This is a genomic window from Polynucleobacter wuianus, assembly GCF_001659725.1.
GTDB classification, from domain to species: domain Bacteria; phylum Pseudomonadota; class Gammaproteobacteria; order Burkholderiales; family Burkholderiaceae; genus Polynucleobacter; species Polynucleobacter wuianus.
This window is the reverse complement of the sequence record NZ_CP015922.1, coordinates 347,455-363,919: the sequence shown is the minus strand read 5'-3', so window position 1 is coordinate 363,919 and position 16,465 is coordinate 347,455. Positions and strand designations below refer to the sequence as shown.

Below are 16,465 nucleotides of genomic sequence, written 5' to 3'. Positions count from 1 at the left end.
TTTCTCCAGACCGCCTTTTATCCCAAAAGGATATTGGGCGGTTTGGCAGAAAGACCGTTTCACAGCCATAATTCAGAATATGGTTGAAAAAGCAATTTCCAAAGTAATTCCCATCCGCATTGATGAAGGCAAAGGCCTTACGCCACCCATTGGCGAGGAATTGCATGCACCTCATGATCGTACCCAAGACACCCGTGGTCGCACTTTGCGTGATCTTCGCATCTCGGTCACAGATCGCTGTAACTTCCGCTGCACTTATTGCATGCCCAAAGAAGTCTTCGATCAAAACTATCCTTACCTTGCTCACAAAGAATTATTGAGCTTTGAAGAAATAACACGCCTCACCACTATCTTCTCAACTCTTGGCGTTGAGAAGATTCGATTAACTGGTGGTGAGCCTCTGCTGCGTAAGAATTTAGTACTTCTGATTGAGATGTTGGCTTCGGTGCGAACCTCTTCTGGAAAACCTTTAGATCTCACCTTAACCACTAACGGCAGCATCTTGCGCAAAAAAGCCGCTGCGCTGAAAGCTGCTGGACTACAAAGACTCACTGTCAGCCTTGATGGATTAAATGATGAGATCTTTCGGAAAATGAATGATGTTGATTTTCCAGTAGCGGATGTATTGGATGGCATCGCAGCAGCACAAGAAGCCGGCTTTGAGAATATCAAGGTCAATATGGTTGTGAAAAAAGGCACTAACGATCATGAGATCGTCAGCATGGCAAAACACTTTAAGGGCAGTGGCATCATCTTGCGCTTTATTGAATTTATGGATGTCGGCAGCTCTAACGGTTGGAATATGCAAGAGGTCCTTCCTTCCAAAGACGTGATTGCCCGCATCAACGAAATCTACCCACTAGAGTCTATGGAGCCTAACTATGCTGGCGAAGTAGCGCAACGGTGGCGCTATGCGGATGGTACTGGTGAGATTGGTGTGATCTCTAGCGTGACGCAAACCTTCTGCCACGAATGTACCCGCGCTCGGATCTCGACCGATGGTCAAATGTACCTTTGCCTTTTTGCAAACGAAGGTTTTGATTTCAAAACCATGCTGCGCTCAGGAAAAAGTGATTTAGAGATTGCTAATGCCGTCATGAATACTTGGGCACAACGCACTGACCACTACTCTGAAATCCGAGGCTCTCATACCGTCAACCAATCGGCCGGAAATCGTAAGGTCGAAATGTCTTACATCGGTGGCTAATGATCTCTGGCGCACAAATTACGGGACTCATTCTTGCTGGCGGTCGTGCTCAGCGTATGGGTGGTATCGATAAAGGATTAATTCCTTTTCATCAAAAGCCGTTAATTGAATTCACAATGACGCGCTTAAAGCCTCAAGTTGGAACTATTCTCATTAACGCCAATCGCAACGTTACTAAGTACGCCGCCTATGGTTACCCCGTCATCATGGATGAAACACCAGACTTCTCTGGGCCATTAGCTGGATTCTCAGCAGGTCTTAAGGCTTGCAAGACCCCATATCTACTTACTGCTCCCTGTGATTCTCCCTTGCTTCCGGAAAATTTAGGCATCAGAATGGCCGCAGAACTTGAGGAAGGTGACTTTCAATTGGTTTACGCCTCCAGCAAAGAATCGGATGGCAAAGTTTGGGCCCAACCGGTCTTTTGTTTGATGCGCGCCAACTTACAAGACTCCTTGGAGGATTTTCTAAAGAAAGGTGATCTCAAAATTGATCGCTGGTTTAAGGAATTAAAAAGTAGCACGGTGATTTTTGATGATGCCAATGCTTTTGCAAACGTCAACACGCCTGAAGAATTGAAATCATTAGAAGCGGCGTCTGTATGAAGCATTCACCAAATAGCTCTATATTGCTGACCGCATCACTCCATGTTGATGAAGCTCGTAAAGCAATTGCAAATTTAGTAAGCGAACTCATGCAAGAGTCTCAAGCAATCAATGATCCCGCTGATTTTGAAACAGTCTCACTTGATCATGCAATCAATCGCATTCTTGCTAAGGATTTACTCTCGCCAATTGATGTCCCTGCGGCAGATAACTCAGCAATGGATGGTTATGCGTTCGATGGCAAATGCCTCGCCACCAATAACCCAGACGTCACACTTAAAATTGTCGGCACTGCCCTAGCGGGCAAGCCCTTCGAGGGCAAGATTGGGGTTGGAGAGTGTCTCAAGATCATGACTGGCGCCCTCATGCCAGCAGATTGTGACACTGTCATTCCACAAGAATTTACCGCCAGTAGTAGTGATGAATTGATTAGCTTTAAGTCAGATCTACTGAAGGCTGGAGACAATCGTCGCTTGCGCGGGGAAGATCTCCAAAAAGGGAAAGCGGCAATTTCTGCGGGTCGTCTATTGAGACCCTCTGATTTAGGATTAGCCGCATCACTCGGTATAGCCACCTTAAAAGTGCGCCGTAAATTGAAGGTGGCAATTCTGTCATCAGGTGATGAGTTGCGCTCACTTGGTCAAGCATTAGATGCTGGCAGTATCTATGACAGCAACCGATATAGCCTCACTGGCTTGCTCAATCGTCTCGATTTAGAGATTATTGATTGCGGAATTGTGCGCGATGATCCTCATGTTTTGAAACAAGCATTTATTGAAGCAGCTAGTAAAGCTGATGTATTGATTTCTTCCGGTGGCGTTTCAGTTGGTGAGGCAGATTTCACCAAGCAAATCATGCAAGAGTTGGGTGATGTTGGTTTCTGGAAAATTGCGATGCGCCCAGGGCGACCAATGGCTTTTGGCATCCTGAAGCCAGTTCCTGGAAAATCTCCAGCACGCAAGACCCTCTTCTTTGGCCTACCCGGCAACCCTGTAGCGGTGATGGTCACTTTCTATCAATTTGTCCGCAGCGCACTTTTACAGCTCAATGGCGCCCAGCAAACTGAGCCGCCACTCGTGCAAGCAATTTCTGAAACCGCTATACGCAAGAAGCCAGGCCGCACCGAATTTCAACGCGCCATTTTGGGGCGTAACAGCGAAGGCAAGCCCACTGTCAGACTCACTGGTAGCCAAGGAGCAGGAATTTTGCGCTCGATGAGTGAGGCAAACTGCTTTGTCATTCTTATGCATGACCAAGGAAATATTGCCGCTGGTGACTGGGTGGATATAGCGCTTTTTGATGGACTGCTTTAAGATTGCTCCATCATGAAACTTACCAAAAAAGAACTCGCCTTTCTCGACCCAACACACACCGCTAAAACCCTTGTATTGGTTTATCTCTGCTTCTCAGTGCCCATCGTTTTGTTGGCTTTGTTTGTAGCCTTTATTCGTGATGGCGCCATTCCAGGATTTACCGTTCTATCTGCATTGATACTCAATGCATTGCTCGGCTTTGGTTTACTTTGGGTTGCTTGTAAAGTGTATAACTGGGTCGCCGGGAAATTCGGCGGTATTGAATTAGCCTTGCGCGAACTTCCAGAAGAAGTTGATGCTGAATAATTTACTTTAGCGCGACCAAATAAAAAGCCGAGAATGTCTCGGCTTTTTATTTGTGTGAAGATCTACAATCCTAACCCTTAAACACCTCAGCATTAATTAAACTTGGTGGTCTCTTGCCATCAAGCGCTGCTCTTAGGTTATCAATTGCCAAATCAACCATTGCTCTGCGGGTTTTTTCAGTTGCACTAGCAATATGCGGAGCGAGCACAACGTTGCTCAGTTTTAGTAGCTCGGGATTGACTTTCGGCTCACCCTCAAACACATCTAAACCAGCGGCAAAGATCTTCTTTTCCTTTAGTGCCTGCGCTAACGCTAAGTCATCAACGATGCCGCCGCGGGCGATATTGATTAGGGTTGCCGTGGGTTTCATGAGGGCGATCTCTTTAGCGCCAATAGTGTGGTGACTCTCTGCCGAGTAAGGCAAGACTAATACAACGTGATCTGCAGTGCGTAGCAACTCTTCCTTAGAAACATAGCGTGCACTACAAGCTTTTTCATCAGCTTCAGATAAGCGACTACGGTTGTGATAAATCACATTCATCCCAAAACCTAGTGCACGCTTTGCAATACCTTGGCCGATGCGACCCATACCGATAATGCCAACAGTGCTGTGATGCAAATCCATACCAAGAGGATTATTCACAATCGACCACTTATCCCAATGGCCGGCTCGTATCCAATGCTCAGACTCAGTAATACGTCTTGCGGTACCCATCAATAATGCAAAACCAAAATCAGCAGTGGTATCGGTTAGAACATCTGGTGTATTGGTAGCCATCACTCCAGCAGCACTAATCGCAGGCACATCAAAATTGTTATAGCCCACAGAAATGTTGGCCACAATTTTTAAATCTTTCGCATTCGCCAATGCACTGGCATCGATTCGCTCGCTACCAGCAACTAAAGCCCCTACTATGCTAGAAAGTTCTTTTTGCAACTCTTCTGGCGTAAAGATGCGGTCCTCCTGGTTCGATCGAACCTCGTAGGATTCCTCTAATTTGGCTAAAGCCTCTGGGAATATCGCCCTTGCAACCAGTATTTTTGGCTTCTTGGAGGCGTTTCCAGGGGTAGTTTGGGTATTTGTCTGTGTATTCATATGGGGAACTTTACCTCAAGTAAATTGAGGTATTTCGGCTAAAATTGATGTTTTATAACTTACCAGCCCTCAATTTAGGGCTCTTTAGATCAAACACCATGACCTACGTTGTTACCGAATCCTGCATCCGTTGCAAATATACCGACTGCGTTGACGTTTGCCCAGTTGACTGCTTCCGCGAAGGGCCTAATTTCTTAGTCATCGATCCAGATGAGTGTATCGACTGTGCAGTTTGCGTTCCAGAGTGCCCAGTTAATGCGATTTATGCTGAAGATGACGTGCCCGGTGATCAGCAAGCGTTTATTAAGCTCAATGCCGAGCTCTCACCTTCATGGACATCAATTACTAAATCAAAAGCTGCCCTTCCAGATGCGGAAGAGTGGAAAGATGTCAAAAACAAACTCGATCAATTAGTAAAGTAATACTTTCACTTCCCGAGAATCGATTTGTACTCACCCACAGAAGCTGATGCAGTCATCATTGGCGCCGGCCCTGTGGGTCTCTTCCAAGTATTTGAGCTTGGACTCCTAGAAATTAAAGCGCATGTCATTGATTCTTTGCCAGTGGTTGGCGGTCAATGTATCGAGCTCTATCCCGATAAGCCAATCTACGATATTCCCGCGATACCAGTGTGCACTGGTCGCGAACTGACAAATAATCTACTCAAGCAGATTGAGCCCTTTAGTCCTCAATTTCATTTAGGACAAGAAGTCACTCAACTAGAAAAACAAGCGGATGGTCGCATACTCATCGGCACCTCACAAAACCTACATTTCCTGGCGAAGACCGTCTTTATTGCCGCTGGGGTCGGCGCCTTTCAACCTCGTTTACTCAATTTAGAGGGGATTGAGGCTTTCGTTGATAAACAAGTTTTCTATCGCGTTAAATATCCAGAGCGATTTATTGGTAAGCGAATTGTGATTTGCGGTGGCGGGGATTCTGCTCTAGATTGGGTTTTGTACTTTGCAGATAGAGCAGCAAGCGTTACCTTGATTCATCGTCGCGATGATTTCAAAGGAGCACCGCAATCCATTGCCAAAATGCGCGAGCTTTGTGCTGCTGGAAAAATCCAATTACTCATTGGTCAAATTACTGACTACAAGACTCAAGAAGATCAACTCACTGAAATCACCGTCACTGATATTGACGGCAATACTAAGATCGTGAGCCTTGATGATCTCCTGATCTTTTTTGGACTCTCTCCTAAACTGGGTCCGATTGCCCAATGGGGTCTCGACATTGATCGCAAGCAGCTGATGGTTGATACGGAAAAATTTCAGACGAGCATTCCTGGAATTTATGCCGTGGGGGATATCAACCTCTACCCAGGCAAAAAGAAGCTGATTTTATCTGGCTTTCATGAAGCTGCTTTAGCAGCATTTGCGGCAGCCGCATACCTGAACCCTGAGAAGCAAATTCAGCTGCAATATACGACCACCTCCCCCAAGCTCCATAAGGCACTTGGGGTAAAGCCAGCCACATTCGAATAGGCTATCCTTACGGGTATCCGTTAATCCATTTTTAGTTGATTTATATGCGCCAATATCACGATCTAATGAAAGAAGTCCTTGCTAAGGGCGTTCAAAAGTCCGATAGGACTGGCACTGGCACGATCTCGGTATTTGGCCACCAGATGCGTTTTAACTTAGCTGATGGCTTCCCAATGGTGACTACCAAGAAGCTTCATCTCAAATCCATCATCTATGAATTACTGTGGTTCCTCAAAGGCAGTACAGATAACAATTGGTTGAAAGAACGTGGTGTATCCATTTGGAATGAATGGGCTGCACCTGATGGCGATCTCGGTCCAATCTATGGTTATCAATGGCGTTCTTGGCCTGCGCCCAATGGACAGCACATCGACCAAATTAGCGAGGTTGTGGAGACTATTAAAAAGAATCCTGACTCACGTCGCATCATTGTTTCAGCGTGGAACGTTGCAGACATTCCACGCATGGCATTGGCACCTTGCCACGCCTTCTTTCAGTTTTATGTGGCTGATGGCAAGTTGTCATGCCAACTTTATCAGCGCAGCGCAGATATCTTCTTAGGCGTTCCATTTAATATCGCCAGCTATGCATTACTGACTCACATGATGGCTCAGCAATGTAACCTAGAAGTGGGTGATTTTATTTGGACTGGCGGTGATTGCCACTTGTATAGCAATCATCTTGAACAAGTAGAGCTCCAGCTATCAAGAGATTTCTTCCCGCTACCTAAACTCAATATCTTGCGCAAACCCGCTTCGATCTTTGATTATGAGTTCGAAGATTTTGAGATTTTGGGTTATGAATCCCATCCCCACATCAAAGCTCCCGTGGCTGTCTAAGAAGCGCTCGATATGACACAACCCGCTATCTCAATGATTGTTGCCCGCTCACGGAATCACGTGATTGGTCGCGACAATCAAATGCCTTGGAAAATCTCGGCTGATTTACAGTTTTTTAAACGCGTCACCATGGGTCACCCAGTGATCATGGGTCGCAAGACTTGGGAGTCGATTGGCCGACCTCTACCAGGACGTCGCAATATTGTGGTTAGTCGTAATGCAAATTATGAGTTGGCTGGTGGAGAATTAGCCAGCTCTCTGGATGAAGCCTTGAATCAATTAAGTGAAGCACCAAGAGTCTTTGTCATTGGTGGAGAGCAACTCTTTAAACAAGCATTTCACAAAGCGGATCGCCTCTTTATCACCGAGATTGATATGGATGTTGAGGGTGGCGATACCTTCTTTGAAGTTCCTAATCCATCAGATTGGAAAGAGGTCGAACGCACACCTGGATCAGAAAACGGCATTCACTTTAACTTTATAACGCTTGAGCGCAAATAAAAAGGACTCCTAGGAGTCCTTTTTATTTGATCAGTTTATTGATTACTGAACCACAATTTTTGAATTCTTCGCAATCCCAGAAATAAATTCAAATTGTTTTCTCTGCGCTATGCCCGCACGAATCGCTGGCTTAGCCTGCTCAAAAGTAGGTGGTTTAGTAGACTTCTTATCTTCCAGCTTGACCAAGTACCAGCCTTGCTGCAATTGAATTGGCGCCGATGTTTGACCTTTTCCAAGATTGACTAAGACTGCTGATATTTGGGGTGGCACTTGACCAGGTTGAACCCAACCAGCAGCACCGCCCTGTGCCTTATTGGGGGCTAAGGAAATGCTTTTAGCAACCTTATCAAATGCCTCACCCTTTTTAATACGGTTCAAGGCAGCTTGCGCATCAGCTTCTGAAGCAACTGCGATATCACTAATTTTGTATTCCACGATCAGGCCTTGCGGCCCCAGTGAAGATACTTGCTTGTTGTACTCCGCCTGAACGTCAGCATCAGAAATCGGATTTTGCGCCATGAATGTAGAGAGCTCAAGATCAGCTAAATAATTTTGGCGAATCATCGTTAACTGAGAATTGGCTTTTTCTGAATTTGCCAAGCCATCTTTTTCAGCCTGTTGAGATAACAATAAAACTTCAATGTATTTTTCGATCACTGCTTTACGCAATTCAGGAGAGTCTTTTTGACCTTGCGCAAGAGCTACTTTAATACCCTGCTCAACCATATCGTTAGTGATGATGGTGCCATTGACTGAAGCGGCAGCATTAATGGGCAATCCACTTTGTTGAGCATACGCAGTGCCGCATAAAGCAAGTGTCAAAAGGCTAGCTGAAATAAGGCGAACTGATACTGGTTTGAGTTGAGACATAAAAGGCTTCATGAGGATGGGTCTTTCTAAAATATATCCCTAATACTAACAGCAGAGGTAATGCCATAGGCCAACGGTAAAATGGTCTCATGTGCGTTCAGTACCTCACCACCGTTAATGTCGATTGGGTTAAGACCCATTTTGATCTTGATCTGCCAGCTTCAACTGCGCACGATGTATTCCCGACGTACCCCGGAACGATTATTTTAAAAAGTCATAACACCCAGCGAACTGTTATTGGTCCTGCGCGCTTTGGCCTAATACCGTCTTGGGCAAAAGATGAGGAATTTGGCAGGAAAACGTATAACGCTAGATCTGAAACCGTTACTGAAAAACCTTCCTATAGACATGCATGGTCTAAGCGTCACTATGCTTTGGCATTGGCTGATGCTTTTTATGAGCCTTGTTATGAAACCGGTAAAGCCGTACGCACCAAAATTACGCAAGCTAATCGTGAGCCTATGGCGATTGCCTCGATTTGGGATACCTGGACCGAACCAGAAACTGGTGAGTTAATTGTGTCTTTTTCAATGCTGACAATAGAGGCAAACAAGCACCCCGTCATGAATCGCTGTCATAAACCCGAAGATGAGAAACGCACTGTTGTGCCCTTACGGCCTGAGTTATTTCATGACTGGCTAAATGCAACACCCGAAACTGCGCAAGCACTGCTGAATCTTGAATCCATTCCCGAACTGGTTTTTTCTGAATAAATCTACCGCGATCCTAAAAAGAGATTGCTGGCGTCATCGGTTGATATGGATCGGCAGACTCTGTTTCTAGAGCTTCAGCCTCTTGCTCACCGTCAGGGACATTAAAGAACTTGGAATCAAGATTTGGCTTTTGCTGTAAGTTGAGCTGCTGCTGAGTTAAGTTAACTGGTCCAAATGGGCCCTCTGCTGGAGAGATCTTTTGATTATTAAATGACTTTAGCTGTTCAGGGGTGTATGGTAAAAAAGTTTTCATCTCTTGGCTTGAGTTAGTTTGACCTAAAGCTGAAAAACTTATCGTCACAAGGGTAACTCTAATACCAAAGTAGATTTTCTTCATTAATTGATTGTAAGAGGATTCAGCCTACCCTCCTAATAAGAGCCCCTAGGACGTGATTCGGAGTCTATCTTTGATAAATGGAAGTCGCACTAATAACAAAAGACTGATCACGCCTGCATAAATTGAGACTGTTTCTAAATCATTCTTGCCAGCTTTATGCCACCAATAATGTGCGATCACCGTAAGCGCAATTACATAAATCAATTTATGTAACAAACTCCAGCGGCGCCCTAGTTTTTTGACCGCCCAAGCATTTGATGTGACTGCTAGCGGCATAAGTAAGACTAGACTCAAGAATCCCATAGTAATAAATGGCCTTTTGAGCACATCATGGACCATTGCCTGTAGGTCAAGACTTTGATCGAGTAATAGCCAAATTGAAAAATGAATACTGGCATAGAAAAAACAGAACAGGCCAAACATACGACGCATCCTAATCCACATACCCGAGCCTGTGATTAATCGCAGTGGAGTCATTGCTAATGTGATGCAGAGAAATACTAGTGCCCAAGTACCAGTGGAGCGTGTAATCAATTCAATCGGATTGGCGCCTAAGTTATCTAAATATCCTAACCATAACAAGCGCCCCAATGGTATGAGCGAGGCAAGAAAGAGGATGCTTTTCAGAAACTTCATTCGTCAATGTTAAACGACCCCATCAAATCTCTCTGATGAGGTCGTTTTATGTTGCCTGCGTTCAATAAGCTATGCCAAACTCAAACCTTCTTTATAAAGAGGGAAGTTGCGCACGGGTCTGCCAATCGCTGCAGATACTGCGTTTGCAACCGCCGGCCCAACAACGCAAATCGTTGGCTCACCAACTCCACCCCAGAAATCATAGGTCGGCACTAAGACTGTCTCGATTCTTGGTGTAGAGGCTAACTTAAGCATCGGATAAGAGTCTAAGTTCTGTTGCTTGATGCGGCCATTTTCAACCGTGATCTCGGGATTAAAGATTGCACCCAAAGCCATTGCTACAGAACCTTCAATCTGTTCACGAGTTAAATAAGGGTTCACAACATGGCCAGAGTTCAATGCGAACACTAAGCGCTTCACATGAACGATGTTGCCATCTACCGAAACCTCAGCAACGCATGCGGAGTAACTGGCATAGCCCATAAATTGCGCTACCCCACGGAAAGTTCCCGCAGGAAGCGGCTTATCCCAATTCGCTTTTTGAGCAGCAGCATTAAGCACACCCAAATGCTTGGGATGACTTTGCATGACCGCCTGCCTAAACTTCACTGGATCTTTACCAGCTGCTTTAGCGCATTCATCCATAAAGCATTCCATGAAGATGCCGTTTTGATTGGTATTGACACCTCGCCATGGCCCTACTGGGACATGCGTGTTCTTCATGACATATTCGGTCAACAGAGTTGGGAATGTATAGCCCAGTTGAGCATCAGGCCCCTTCTCATAAAAGCCTTGTAATTGACGCTCATCCTTGCCATCTTTAATTGCAGCTGGAGCAAGTGTTGCGTTGATGGATTGACCTGCAACCTTAATATGCATACCGGTGACATTGCCACTAGCATCAAGCCCTGCAGACATCTTAGCCATCGCAATCGGGTGGTAATAGTCATGGGTCATATCTTCTTCACGACTCCAGAGCACCTTCACGGGTACGCCAGGATATTGCATGGCAACCTTAGCTGCAAAAGTGGTGAAGTCTTGGGTGGAGCCACGACGGCCTAATCCACAACCAGAATCCAGTTTGTAAACCTCACAATTAGCTAATGGAATACCAGTTGCCTCTGATAATGCTGCGAGTGATCCCTCACCATTTTGCGTTGGCACCCATGCTTCTGCACGATCACCACTAATCTTAACGGTGGCGTTCATAGGCTCCATTGTGACGTGAGCACGAAATGGCGTGTAATAGATAGCTTCCACTTTTTTAGAGGAGCTATTAATCACTTCTGGGGCATCACCCACCTTACGCTGCCAAAAATCACCTTGCTCATCCAAGCCAGCGCGCAACATCTTATCAATGTCACCCTGAGAAACGCCTGCGCCTTTCCCCTCATCCCACACAATTGGCAAAGCATTCAAAGCAGTGTTTGCGCGCCACCAAGTATCGGCAACTACCGCCACAGTACTATCATCAATCTTGACTACACCCTTAACACCACGTAAGTTTTTAATCTTGGCTTCGTCATAGCTCACAAGCTTTCCACCAAATACCGGGCAAGCTTTTACTGAGGCGCACAACATGCCTGGCATCTGTAAATCTGCGCCATAGACTTTTGTGCCGTTCACCTTATTGGCAGTGTCTAAACGTGCATAGGGCTGGCCAGCAACTTTCCAGTCACGAGGATCTCTTAGGGTGATCGATTTTGGATCAGGAGGCGTGAGTGTCGATGCAAGCTCGGCAACTTTTCCGTAGGTCGTTTTACGGCCCGTTGGGGTATGGGTAATGACACCTTTGTTAACAGTTAATTCGCTGACCGGTACATTCCATTGATTAGCAGCAGCTTGAACCAACATAATGCGAGCTGCTGCTGCACCACGTCGAACATAATCTTCTGATATGCGAATGCCACGGCTACCACCAGTACCATGCTCACCCCAAACACGCTTGCGTGCCAAACTTTGACCTGGAGTGGCTGACTGAGTCTTCACTTTTTTCCAGTTGCACTCCAATTCTTCAGTAACTAACTGAGCTAAACCTGTGCGAGTACCCTGACCCATTTCTGAGCGTGCAATTCTGACGTAAACAGTGTCATCAGGCTTGATGCTGACCCAAGCATTAACCTCTGCCTCCCCAGCCTTCGTGGGCGAATTTGGGTCATATTGACCAGCTTGTGCAAAGGCAAATTCAGGTAATGCGCCCACTCCCAGCATGAGGCCGCCACCAACTAAGGTGCCCTTAATAATGAAGTCGCGACGTGAAATATTTTCGATAGTCATATTCTTCCCCTTAACCACGTGTTGCAGGAGAAGCTTGGTATTGCGCCAACACTTCTGCTAGTTTTTTCTGACCAGAGGCAACATGAATGCCATCCCGAATTTTTTGATAAGTACCGCAACGACAAATGTTGGACATCGCGTTATCAATATCTGCATCGGTTGGTTTTGGGATTCTCTTTAATAAAGCTGCAGCAGCCATCACTTGACCAGACTGACAGTAGCCACATTGAGGCACATCTAAAGCAATCCAAGCTTGCTGAACTGGGTGTGAGTTGTCTTTGGAAAGCGATTCGATCGTGGTGATCTTGGCAGCACCTACTGCGGATACCGGGATCGAACAGGAGCGCACAGGTTCACCATTCATATAGACCGTACAGGCGCCGCATTGAGCGACTCCACAACCATATTTTGTGCCCGTTAATCCAACTACTTCTCGAATAGCCCATAACAAGGGCATATTAGGCTCTACGTCGATATTCTGGGTCTGCCCATTGATATTTAGCTGCATGCTGCCTCCTCTGTTTTATTTTTGAATCACTATAAATCATTATTAGATTTTTGCGGGTGCACATCAATAGAGATAAATCCGACCCAGAAGGCCTATACGAAGAATTATTGCTATCCCAGAGGAAGGTAATTTGCTATTCTGAACCCCTCAATTAAGGATATTTATGACAAACGAAAATCAACCCCAAAACGACGAAGATTTTGACTATGGGTGCGAATGTGCCATGACCCTGCTCAATGAGCCAACTGAAGATTGCTTGAATGACTTAATTGATGAGCTTGATGAAGATGGCATGATTTCTACTGAAGTGGTTTATGGCCTCTTAGCAACCATTTTGATGAGCCTCAATGAGGAAGATCACGAGGGTGAAGAGCATTAAGCCCTAAGTTAGGACTTGTAAGGCAATTGCATCCATTGCTTTTGCCATCTGAATATCCAACTCGGTAAGCGCTTTTGCTGAATGGGTACTCAAGTGCACCACCACCTTATTCCAAGAATTACTCCAATCAGGGTGATGATCAATTTCTTCAGCGTATTGCGCGCAGAGCGTCATAAAAGCAAAAGCCTCTTTGAAGTCTTTAAAAATAAACTCGCGAGAAATTTGAATACCCTCTAGTCTCCACAAAGGAATAGAGGCTTGAAAGTCATAGTCTTTTGGTAAGGGTTGTCTACTCATTTTGCATCCACACTTTGTGATAACTGCTTTAAATCATCTTCATAAAGCCAGCGCCACTGACCTTCCGCTAAATCAGCCGGCATGACATAAGCACCAATTTCTGTACGGTGTAATTTAGCCACATGATTGCCCACTGCGGCCATCATTCGCTTTACCTGGTGATAGCGACCCTCAACGATAGTCATTGCCAAGACATTTTCTGAAACTTGTTTACAGGCTGTTGCATAGCATGGCCGTGGATCATCATCCAATATAACGCCATTCATCAGGTGATCGATTTGGTATTGCGTAATGGGGTCGGGGGTCGTGATCTCATACACCTTACCAATATTCTTTTTAGGGGTGGTCATTTTATGAATGAATTGACCATCATCAGAAATCAACAACAATCCTGTGGTGTCATAGTCCAAGCGTCCTACGCATTGCAAACCGCGCTCTACAAAAGGGGCTGGTAATAAGCTGTAAATACTAGGATGGTGTGTCGTTTTATGAGAGCACTCATAGTTAGGCGGCTTATTAAAAGCAATATAGGCTTTTTCGTGATACTCCCAATCTTTGCCCTCAACATTGAGTATGAGACCTTCAGTTGGAATACGCTCTTCAGGATCTTCAGCCACAACCCCATTGACCTTCACCAGATCGGCATAAACCAAATCACTGCAATAGCGCCTGGTGCCAAAGCCTTGGCTAAATAAGATTTTTTCAAGGGAAATTGGTTTGGCCATATGCTGCAGAGAATACTACAGGGGCTCAATTTCAGCAGATCAGAAAGATGCCTTTTCAATTCATTATCATTAGAAATACCAAAACACTAAGCCCTTCAATCACCCTTCCCTCATGCTCTCGACTCCTAAACCCCGATCACTACTACACACCCGAGAAATTACCTTTCAAGGTTTTGAAAGGGAAGATAGCCTATGGGATATTGAAGGTCATCTCAGGGATTTCAAGACAAAGCCATTTATTACTGGTACGAAAACCTGGCAACCTGGCGAGGCTTTCCATGATATGTGGGTACGCCTTACTTTAAATACTGAATTGGTTATTCAAGATATCGAAGTAGCCATGGATGGCCACCCCCACCCTGAATGCCCTCATGTCATTCCATCTATGGATGGGTTGATTGGTGAGCGCTTAGGTAAAGGATGGCGCAAAACCATCCAAACCCATTTAGGCGGAATTGCCGGCTGCACTCACTTACGTGAACTACTCAATAGCCTTGCAACCGCAGCCTTTCAGGCAATTCCAGGGGCGCTATTTGATCCCGACGAAAGCAAGCCACCCCTCTATTTAGGCACCTGCAAATCGTGGGACTTCAATGGCCCCGTGGTGATGCGTATCTATCCGCAGTTTTACCGCTGGAAAGATCAAGACAACAAGTCTTAAAGCTCTCCGCGGTGAATATTGAATGGATTAAATGCTTGTTGAACTGGCATAAGTTCTAAAACATTAATATTCATGTGGCTTGGCAAAGTAGCTGACCAATAAATTGCTTCAGCAACATCGTCAGCACTTAAAGCTTTTACACCGTCATAAACCTTACTCGCTTTATCATCGTCGCCCTTAAAGCGCACATTTGAAAACTCTGTGCCCGCACACATACCAGGTTCAATACATGTCACACGCACTGGGGTCCCGATTAAATCAGCACGCAAGTTCAAGCTGAACTGCTTTACAAATGCTTTCGTGCCACCGTAAACATTGCCACCAGGATATGGATAGTTCGCCGCTACTGACCCCAAATTAATCACATGGCCGCACTTTCGCTCGACCATACCAGGCAAGAATGCACGGCTCATATGAACCAAACCTTTAATGTTGGTATCGATCATTTTGTCCCAGTCGCTCAAGAAAGCCTTGTGTGCAGGCTCGAGACCTAAAGCGAGACCAGCGTTATTCACAAGAACGGTGACTTTGGCAAATTCAGCAGGCAAGTTACTTGCTAATGCATCTACTTTGGCGCTATCACAAACATCTATAGCGAGAGTTAATAATTTTTTCTGTTGGTCTGCTGGCAAAGATGTTTTGAGAGCCTCTAGACGATCGGTTCTTCTGCCAACCGCAATCACTTTGTGGCCATGTGCTAAAAATCGACGCGCAGTTGCTTCACCAAAACCAGCAGTAGCGCCAGTCACTAAAACAGTATGTTCCATATGTCCTCTTTTTTTAAACTTTATCGATTAAATTTTTGCCATCCAATATGGCTGCCCCAGACTTCACTAAAGCTTGTGGCAACCATTGGGAAAATTCCTGTGCATCCATATTAAGCTGATTTGCTGCACTCTTTAGCGCTGGAGTTCGTCCAATCCAATCAATGACTTCATTAAGGCCTTTGGATTGCCACTCGATCAACTTGTACTTTAATAACACTTTCGCCCCATGGCGGGCATTACGGTCAGGATCCGATGCTAGGTAATCCAATCTTGAGCGAGCTGCTGCGATTGATTTAGCGACATCGGTAAATACTTTTCCATGCCCTGGTATCACTAGCGAGATAGCAAGATCGTCAATAAGATCTAAGGTCTGCGCTACCTCTTCAAAGCCAGGTTCACCCCAGAGCTCAGGAAAAATAACGCCAAACCCCTCTTCCCACAGGGCATCCGCAGAAATCAGAATACCGTGTCGTTCTTGATAGAGCATGACTGAATGGGGATCATGACCTGGTGCTGACAGTATCTTCCACGTATAACGCCCTAACACGATGTCATTTCCCGGGACCAGCAAATAATCATGCTTGAAGCGAGGACATTCTTGACCCAAGTTTTGATAGCTTAATAATTCTTCATTCCAATCTTGTACTGCTAATGCTTCTGCAGCAGGAATACCAATTTCGCAAGCAAAAGTCTTAACAAGGTCAGCATTTCCTCCGCAATGATCCGAATGTAGATGTGTATTAACAACCTTATTCAAGGTCTTGAGTCCATGTTTTTCTAGCGCATTGCGCACTAGATTAATGGTCATGGCTTGATGAGTATGGTAGCCGCTATCGACTAAAGAAACGTCATCGTCGCCGAAATGAAAAATATTATTTGCGGATAACCAGCCTCGCTCGAATACCTCAATCCCTGGAGGCAAAGTTAGTATGCTCAAT

At 45.4% G+C, this 16,465-nt stretch carries 21 protein-coding genes; 11 read left to right on the top strand and 10 right to left on the bottom strand.

Features of this window, described 5'->3' with window-relative positions:
• Window positions 1–79: 79 nt before the first annotated feature.
• The 4 genes from moaA to A8O14_RS01955 are packed head-to-tail and all read left to right on the top strand — an operon-like array spanning window position 80 to window position 3,431.
• Window positions 80–1,207, top strand: coding sequence for a GTP 3',8-cyclase MoaA (moaA, locus tag A8O14_RS01970; protein ID WP_068947972.1), 1,128 nt, complete (start codon window positions 80–82; stop codon window positions 1,205–1,207).
• Window positions 1,207–1,812 carry a molybdenum cofactor guanylyltransferase MobA gene (mobA, locus tag A8O14_RS01965; RefSeq protein WP_068947971.1) on the top strand — a complete coding sequence of 202 codons (606 nt, stop codon included), beginning with the start codon at window positions 1,207–1,209 and terminating at the stop codon, window positions 1,810–1,812. Before moaA ends, mobA begins: the two co-directional genes overlap by 1 nt.
• Window positions 1,809–3,125 carry a molybdopterin molybdotransferase MoeA gene (moeA, locus tag A8O14_RS01960; RefSeq protein ID WP_068947970.1) on the top strand — a complete coding sequence of 439 codons (1,317 nt, stop codon included), beginning with the start codon at window positions 1,809–1,811 and terminating at the stop codon, window positions 3,123–3,125. The genes mobA and moeA overlap by 4 nt, the downstream gene beginning before the upstream one ends.
• Window positions 3,126–3,137: 12 nt before the next feature.
• On the top strand, window positions 3,138–3,431 hold the full coding sequence (locus tag A8O14_RS01955; RefSeq protein WP_068947969.1) for a hypothetical protein: 294 nt from the start codon (window positions 3,138–3,140) through the stop codon (window positions 3,429–3,431).
• Between the two features lie 70 nt (window positions 3,432–3,501).
• On the opposite strand, the gene A8O14_RS01950 is transcribed toward A8O14_RS01955, so the two are convergent.
• Window positions 3,502–4,527 carry a 2-hydroxyacid dehydrogenase gene (locus A8O14_RS01950; RefSeq protein WP_068947968.1) on the bottom strand — a complete coding sequence of 342 codons (1,026 nt, stop codon included), beginning with the start codon at window positions 4,525–4,527 and terminating at the stop codon, window positions 3,502–3,504.
• Between the two features lie 98 nt (window positions 4,528–4,625).
• Between A8O14_RS01950 and fdxA the strand changes: the two genes are divergently transcribed.
• Genes fdxA through A8O14_RS01930 form a run of 4 tightly spaced genes read left to right on the top strand, consistent with a single transcriptional unit; the run spans window position 4,626 to window position 7,357 of the window.
• Complete coding sequence (fdxA, locus tag A8O14_RS01945; protein ID WP_068322070.1) at window positions 4,626–4,949, top strand: ferredoxin FdxA; 324 nt, start codon at window positions 4,626–4,628, stop codon at window positions 4,947–4,949.
• A gap of 18 nt (window positions 4,950–4,967) precedes the next feature.
• Window positions 4,968–6,017 carry an NAD(P)/FAD-dependent oxidoreductase gene (locus A8O14_RS01940; protein WP_068947967.1) on the top strand — a complete coding sequence of 350 codons (1,050 nt, stop codon included), beginning with the start codon at window positions 4,968–4,970 and terminating at the stop codon, window positions 6,015–6,017.
• A 44-nt stretch (window positions 6,018–6,061) separates the two neighbouring features.
• Window positions 6,062–6,856 (top strand): thymidylate synthase, encoded by a 795-nt coding sequence (locus A8O14_RS01935; RefSeq protein WP_068947966.1) that lies wholly within the window; start codon window positions 6,062–6,064, stop codon window positions 6,854–6,856.
• A gap of 12 nt (window positions 6,857–6,868) precedes the next feature.
• The gene (locus tag A8O14_RS01930; protein WP_068947965.1) at window positions 6,869–7,357 is read left to right on the top strand and encodes a dihydrofolate reductase; all 489 of its coding nucleotides are present in this window, start codon (window positions 6,869–6,871) and stop codon (window positions 7,355–7,357) included.
• A 42-nt stretch (window positions 7,358–7,399) separates the two neighbouring features.
• Here A8O14_RS01930 and A8O14_RS01925 read toward each other — a convergent pair whose 3' ends face one another.
• On the bottom strand, window positions 7,400–8,227 hold the full coding sequence (locus A8O14_RS01925; RefSeq protein ID WP_228385094.1) for a foldase protein PrsA: 828 nt from the start codon (window positions 8,225–8,227) through the stop codon (window positions 7,400–7,402).
• An 89-nt stretch (window positions 8,228–8,316) separates the two neighbouring features.
• Between A8O14_RS01925 and A8O14_RS01920 the strand changes: the two genes are divergently transcribed.
• The gene (locus tag A8O14_RS01920) at window positions 8,317–8,940 is read left to right on the top strand and encodes an SOS response-associated peptidase (protein ID WP_068947963.1); all 624 of its coding nucleotides are present in this window, start codon (window positions 8,317–8,319) and stop codon (window positions 8,938–8,940) included.
• Between the two features lie 13 nt (window positions 8,941–8,953).
• On the opposite strand, the gene A8O14_RS01915 is transcribed toward A8O14_RS01920, so the two are convergent.
• The 4 genes from A8O14_RS01915 to A8O14_RS01900 form a co-directional block, all read right to left on the bottom strand.
• Window positions 8,954–9,277, bottom strand: coding sequence for a hypothetical protein (locus A8O14_RS01915; protein WP_228385093.1), 324 nt, complete (start codon window positions 9,275–9,277; stop codon window positions 8,954–8,956).
• Between the two features lie 45 nt (window positions 9,278–9,322).
• The gene (locus A8O14_RS01910) at window positions 9,323–9,913 is read right to left on the bottom strand and encodes a protein-methionine-sulfoxide reductase heme-binding subunit MsrQ (protein WP_068947962.1); all 591 of its coding nucleotides are present in this window, start codon (window positions 9,911–9,913) and stop codon (window positions 9,323–9,325) included.
• 69 nt (window positions 9,914–9,982) lie between these two features.
• Entirely contained in the window at window positions 9,983–12,190 is a 2,208-nt protein-coding gene (locus A8O14_RS01905; protein WP_068947961.1) for a xanthine dehydrogenase family protein molybdopterin-binding subunit, read from the bottom strand.
• A 10-nt stretch (window positions 12,191–12,200) separates the two neighbouring features.
• Complete coding sequence (locus tag A8O14_RS01900) at window positions 12,201–12,698, bottom strand: (2Fe-2S)-binding protein (protein ID WP_068947960.1); 498 nt, start codon at window positions 12,696–12,698, stop codon at window positions 12,201–12,203.
• Window positions 12,699–12,861: 163 nt separating this feature from the next.
• On the opposite strand from A8O14_RS01900, the gene A8O14_RS01895 reads away from it, so the two are divergent.
• Window positions 12,862–13,077: a hypothetical protein gene (locus A8O14_RS01895; RefSeq protein ID WP_068947959.1), complete on the top strand. Its 216-nt coding sequence runs from the start codon at window positions 12,862–12,864 to the stop codon at window positions 13,075–13,077.
• A 3-nt stretch (window positions 13,078–13,080) separates the two neighbouring features.
• On the opposite strand, the gene A8O14_RS01890 is transcribed toward A8O14_RS01895, so the two are convergent.
• Window positions 13,081–13,374 (bottom strand): 4a-hydroxytetrahydrobiopterin dehydratase, encoded by a 294-nt coding sequence (locus A8O14_RS01890; protein WP_068947958.1) that lies wholly within the window; start codon window positions 13,372–13,374, stop codon window positions 13,081–13,083.
• Window positions 13,371–14,099, bottom strand: a complete 729-nt coding sequence (locus tag A8O14_RS01885) for a pseudouridine synthase (protein WP_068947957.1) — start codon at window positions 14,097–14,099, stop codon at window positions 13,371–13,373. The genes A8O14_RS01890 and A8O14_RS01885 overlap by 4 nt, the downstream gene beginning before the upstream one ends.
• A gap of 112 nt (window positions 14,100–14,211) precedes the next feature.
• On the opposite strand from A8O14_RS01885, the gene A8O14_RS01880 reads away from it, so the two are divergent.
• A complete protein-coding gene (locus A8O14_RS01880) occupies window positions 14,212–14,760 on the top strand; it encodes a DUF2889 domain-containing protein (RefSeq protein WP_068947956.1) in 549 nt (182 codons plus the stop codon).
• Here the strand turns inward: A8O14_RS01880 and A8O14_RS01875 are convergent.
• Window positions 14,757–15,527: an SDR family NAD(P)-dependent oxidoreductase gene (locus A8O14_RS01875; RefSeq protein ID WP_068947955.1), complete on the bottom strand. Its 771-nt coding sequence runs from the start codon at window positions 15,525–15,527 to the stop codon at window positions 14,757–14,759. The two genes, A8O14_RS01880 and A8O14_RS01875, sit on opposite strands and share 4 nt — an antisense overlap.
• A gap of 13 nt (window positions 15,528–15,540) precedes the next feature.
• Complete coding sequence (locus A8O14_RS01870; RefSeq protein WP_068947954.1) at window positions 15,541–16,464, bottom strand: MBL fold metallo-hydrolase; 924 nt, start codon at window positions 16,462–16,464, stop codon at window positions 15,541–15,543.
• Between the last annotated feature and the right edge of the window lies 1 nt (window position 16,465).

Coding starts and splice junctions, on each gene's coding strand:
- A8O14_RS01935 (WP_068947966.1), top strand. CDS start 6,062: ATGCGCCAATATCACGATCTAATGAAAGAAGTCCTTGCTAAGGGCGTT.
- A8O14_RS01925 (WP_228385094.1), bottom strand. CDS start 8,227: ATGTCTCAACTCAAACCAGTATCAGTTCGCCTTATTTCAGCTAGCCTT.
- A8O14_RS01920 (WP_068947963.1), top strand. CDS start 8,317: ATGTGCGTTCAGTACCTCACCACCGTTAATGTCGATTGGGTTAAGACC.
- A8O14_RS01895 (WP_068947959.1), top strand. CDS start 12,862: ATGACAAACGAAAATCAACCCCAAAACGACGAAGATTTTGACTATGGG.
- A8O14_RS01900 (WP_068947960.1), bottom strand. CDS start 12,698: ATGCAGCTAAATATCAATGGGCAGACCCAGAATATCGACGTAGAGCCT.
- A8O14_RS01880 (WP_068947956.1), top strand. CDS start 14,212: ATGCTCTCGACTCCTAAACCCCGATCACTACTACACACCCGAGAAATT.
- A8O14_RS01915 (WP_228385093.1), bottom strand. CDS start 9,277: ATGAAGAAAATCTACTTTGGTATTAGAGTTACCCTTGTGACGATAAGT.
- A8O14_RS01885 (WP_068947957.1), bottom strand. CDS start 14,099: ATGGCCAAACCAATTTCCCTTGAAAAAATCTTATTTAGCCAAGGCTTT.
- fdxA (WP_068322070.1), top strand. CDS start 4,626: ATGACCTACGTTGTTACCGAATCCTGCATCCGTTGCAAATATACCGAC.
- A8O14_RS01950 (WP_068947968.1), bottom strand. CDS start 4,527: ATGAATACACAGACAAATACCCAAACTACCCCTGGAAACGCCTCCAAG.
- mobA (WP_068947971.1), top strand. CDS start 1,207: ATGATCTCTGGCGCACAAATTACGGGACTCATTCTTGCTGGCGGTCGT.
- A8O14_RS01905 (WP_068947961.1), bottom strand. CDS start 12,190: ATGACTATCGAAAATATTTCACGTCGCGACTTCATTATTAAGGGCACC.
- A8O14_RS01875 (WP_068947955.1), bottom strand. CDS start 15,527: ATGGAACATACTGTTTTAGTGACTGGCGCTACTGCTGGTTTTGGTGAA.
- moaA (WP_068947972.1), top strand. CDS start 80: ATGGTTGAAAAAGCAATTTCCAAAGTAATTCCCATCCGCATTGATGAA.
- A8O14_RS01955 (WP_068947969.1), top strand. CDS start 3,138: ATGAAACTTACCAAAAAAGAACTCGCCTTTCTCGACCCAACACACACC.
- A8O14_RS01890 (WP_068947958.1), bottom strand. CDS start 13,374: ATGAGTAGACAACCCTTACCAAAAGACTATGACTTTCAAGCCTCTATT.
- moeA (WP_068947970.1), top strand. CDS start 1,809: ATGAAGCATTCACCAAATAGCTCTATATTGCTGACCGCATCACTCCAT.
- A8O14_RS01910 (WP_068947962.1), bottom strand. CDS start 9,913: ATGAAGTTTCTGAAAAGCATCCTCTTTCTTGCCTCGCTCATACCATTG.
- A8O14_RS01930 (WP_068947965.1), top strand. CDS start 6,869: ATGACACAACCCGCTATCTCAATGATTGTTGCCCGCTCACGGAATCAC.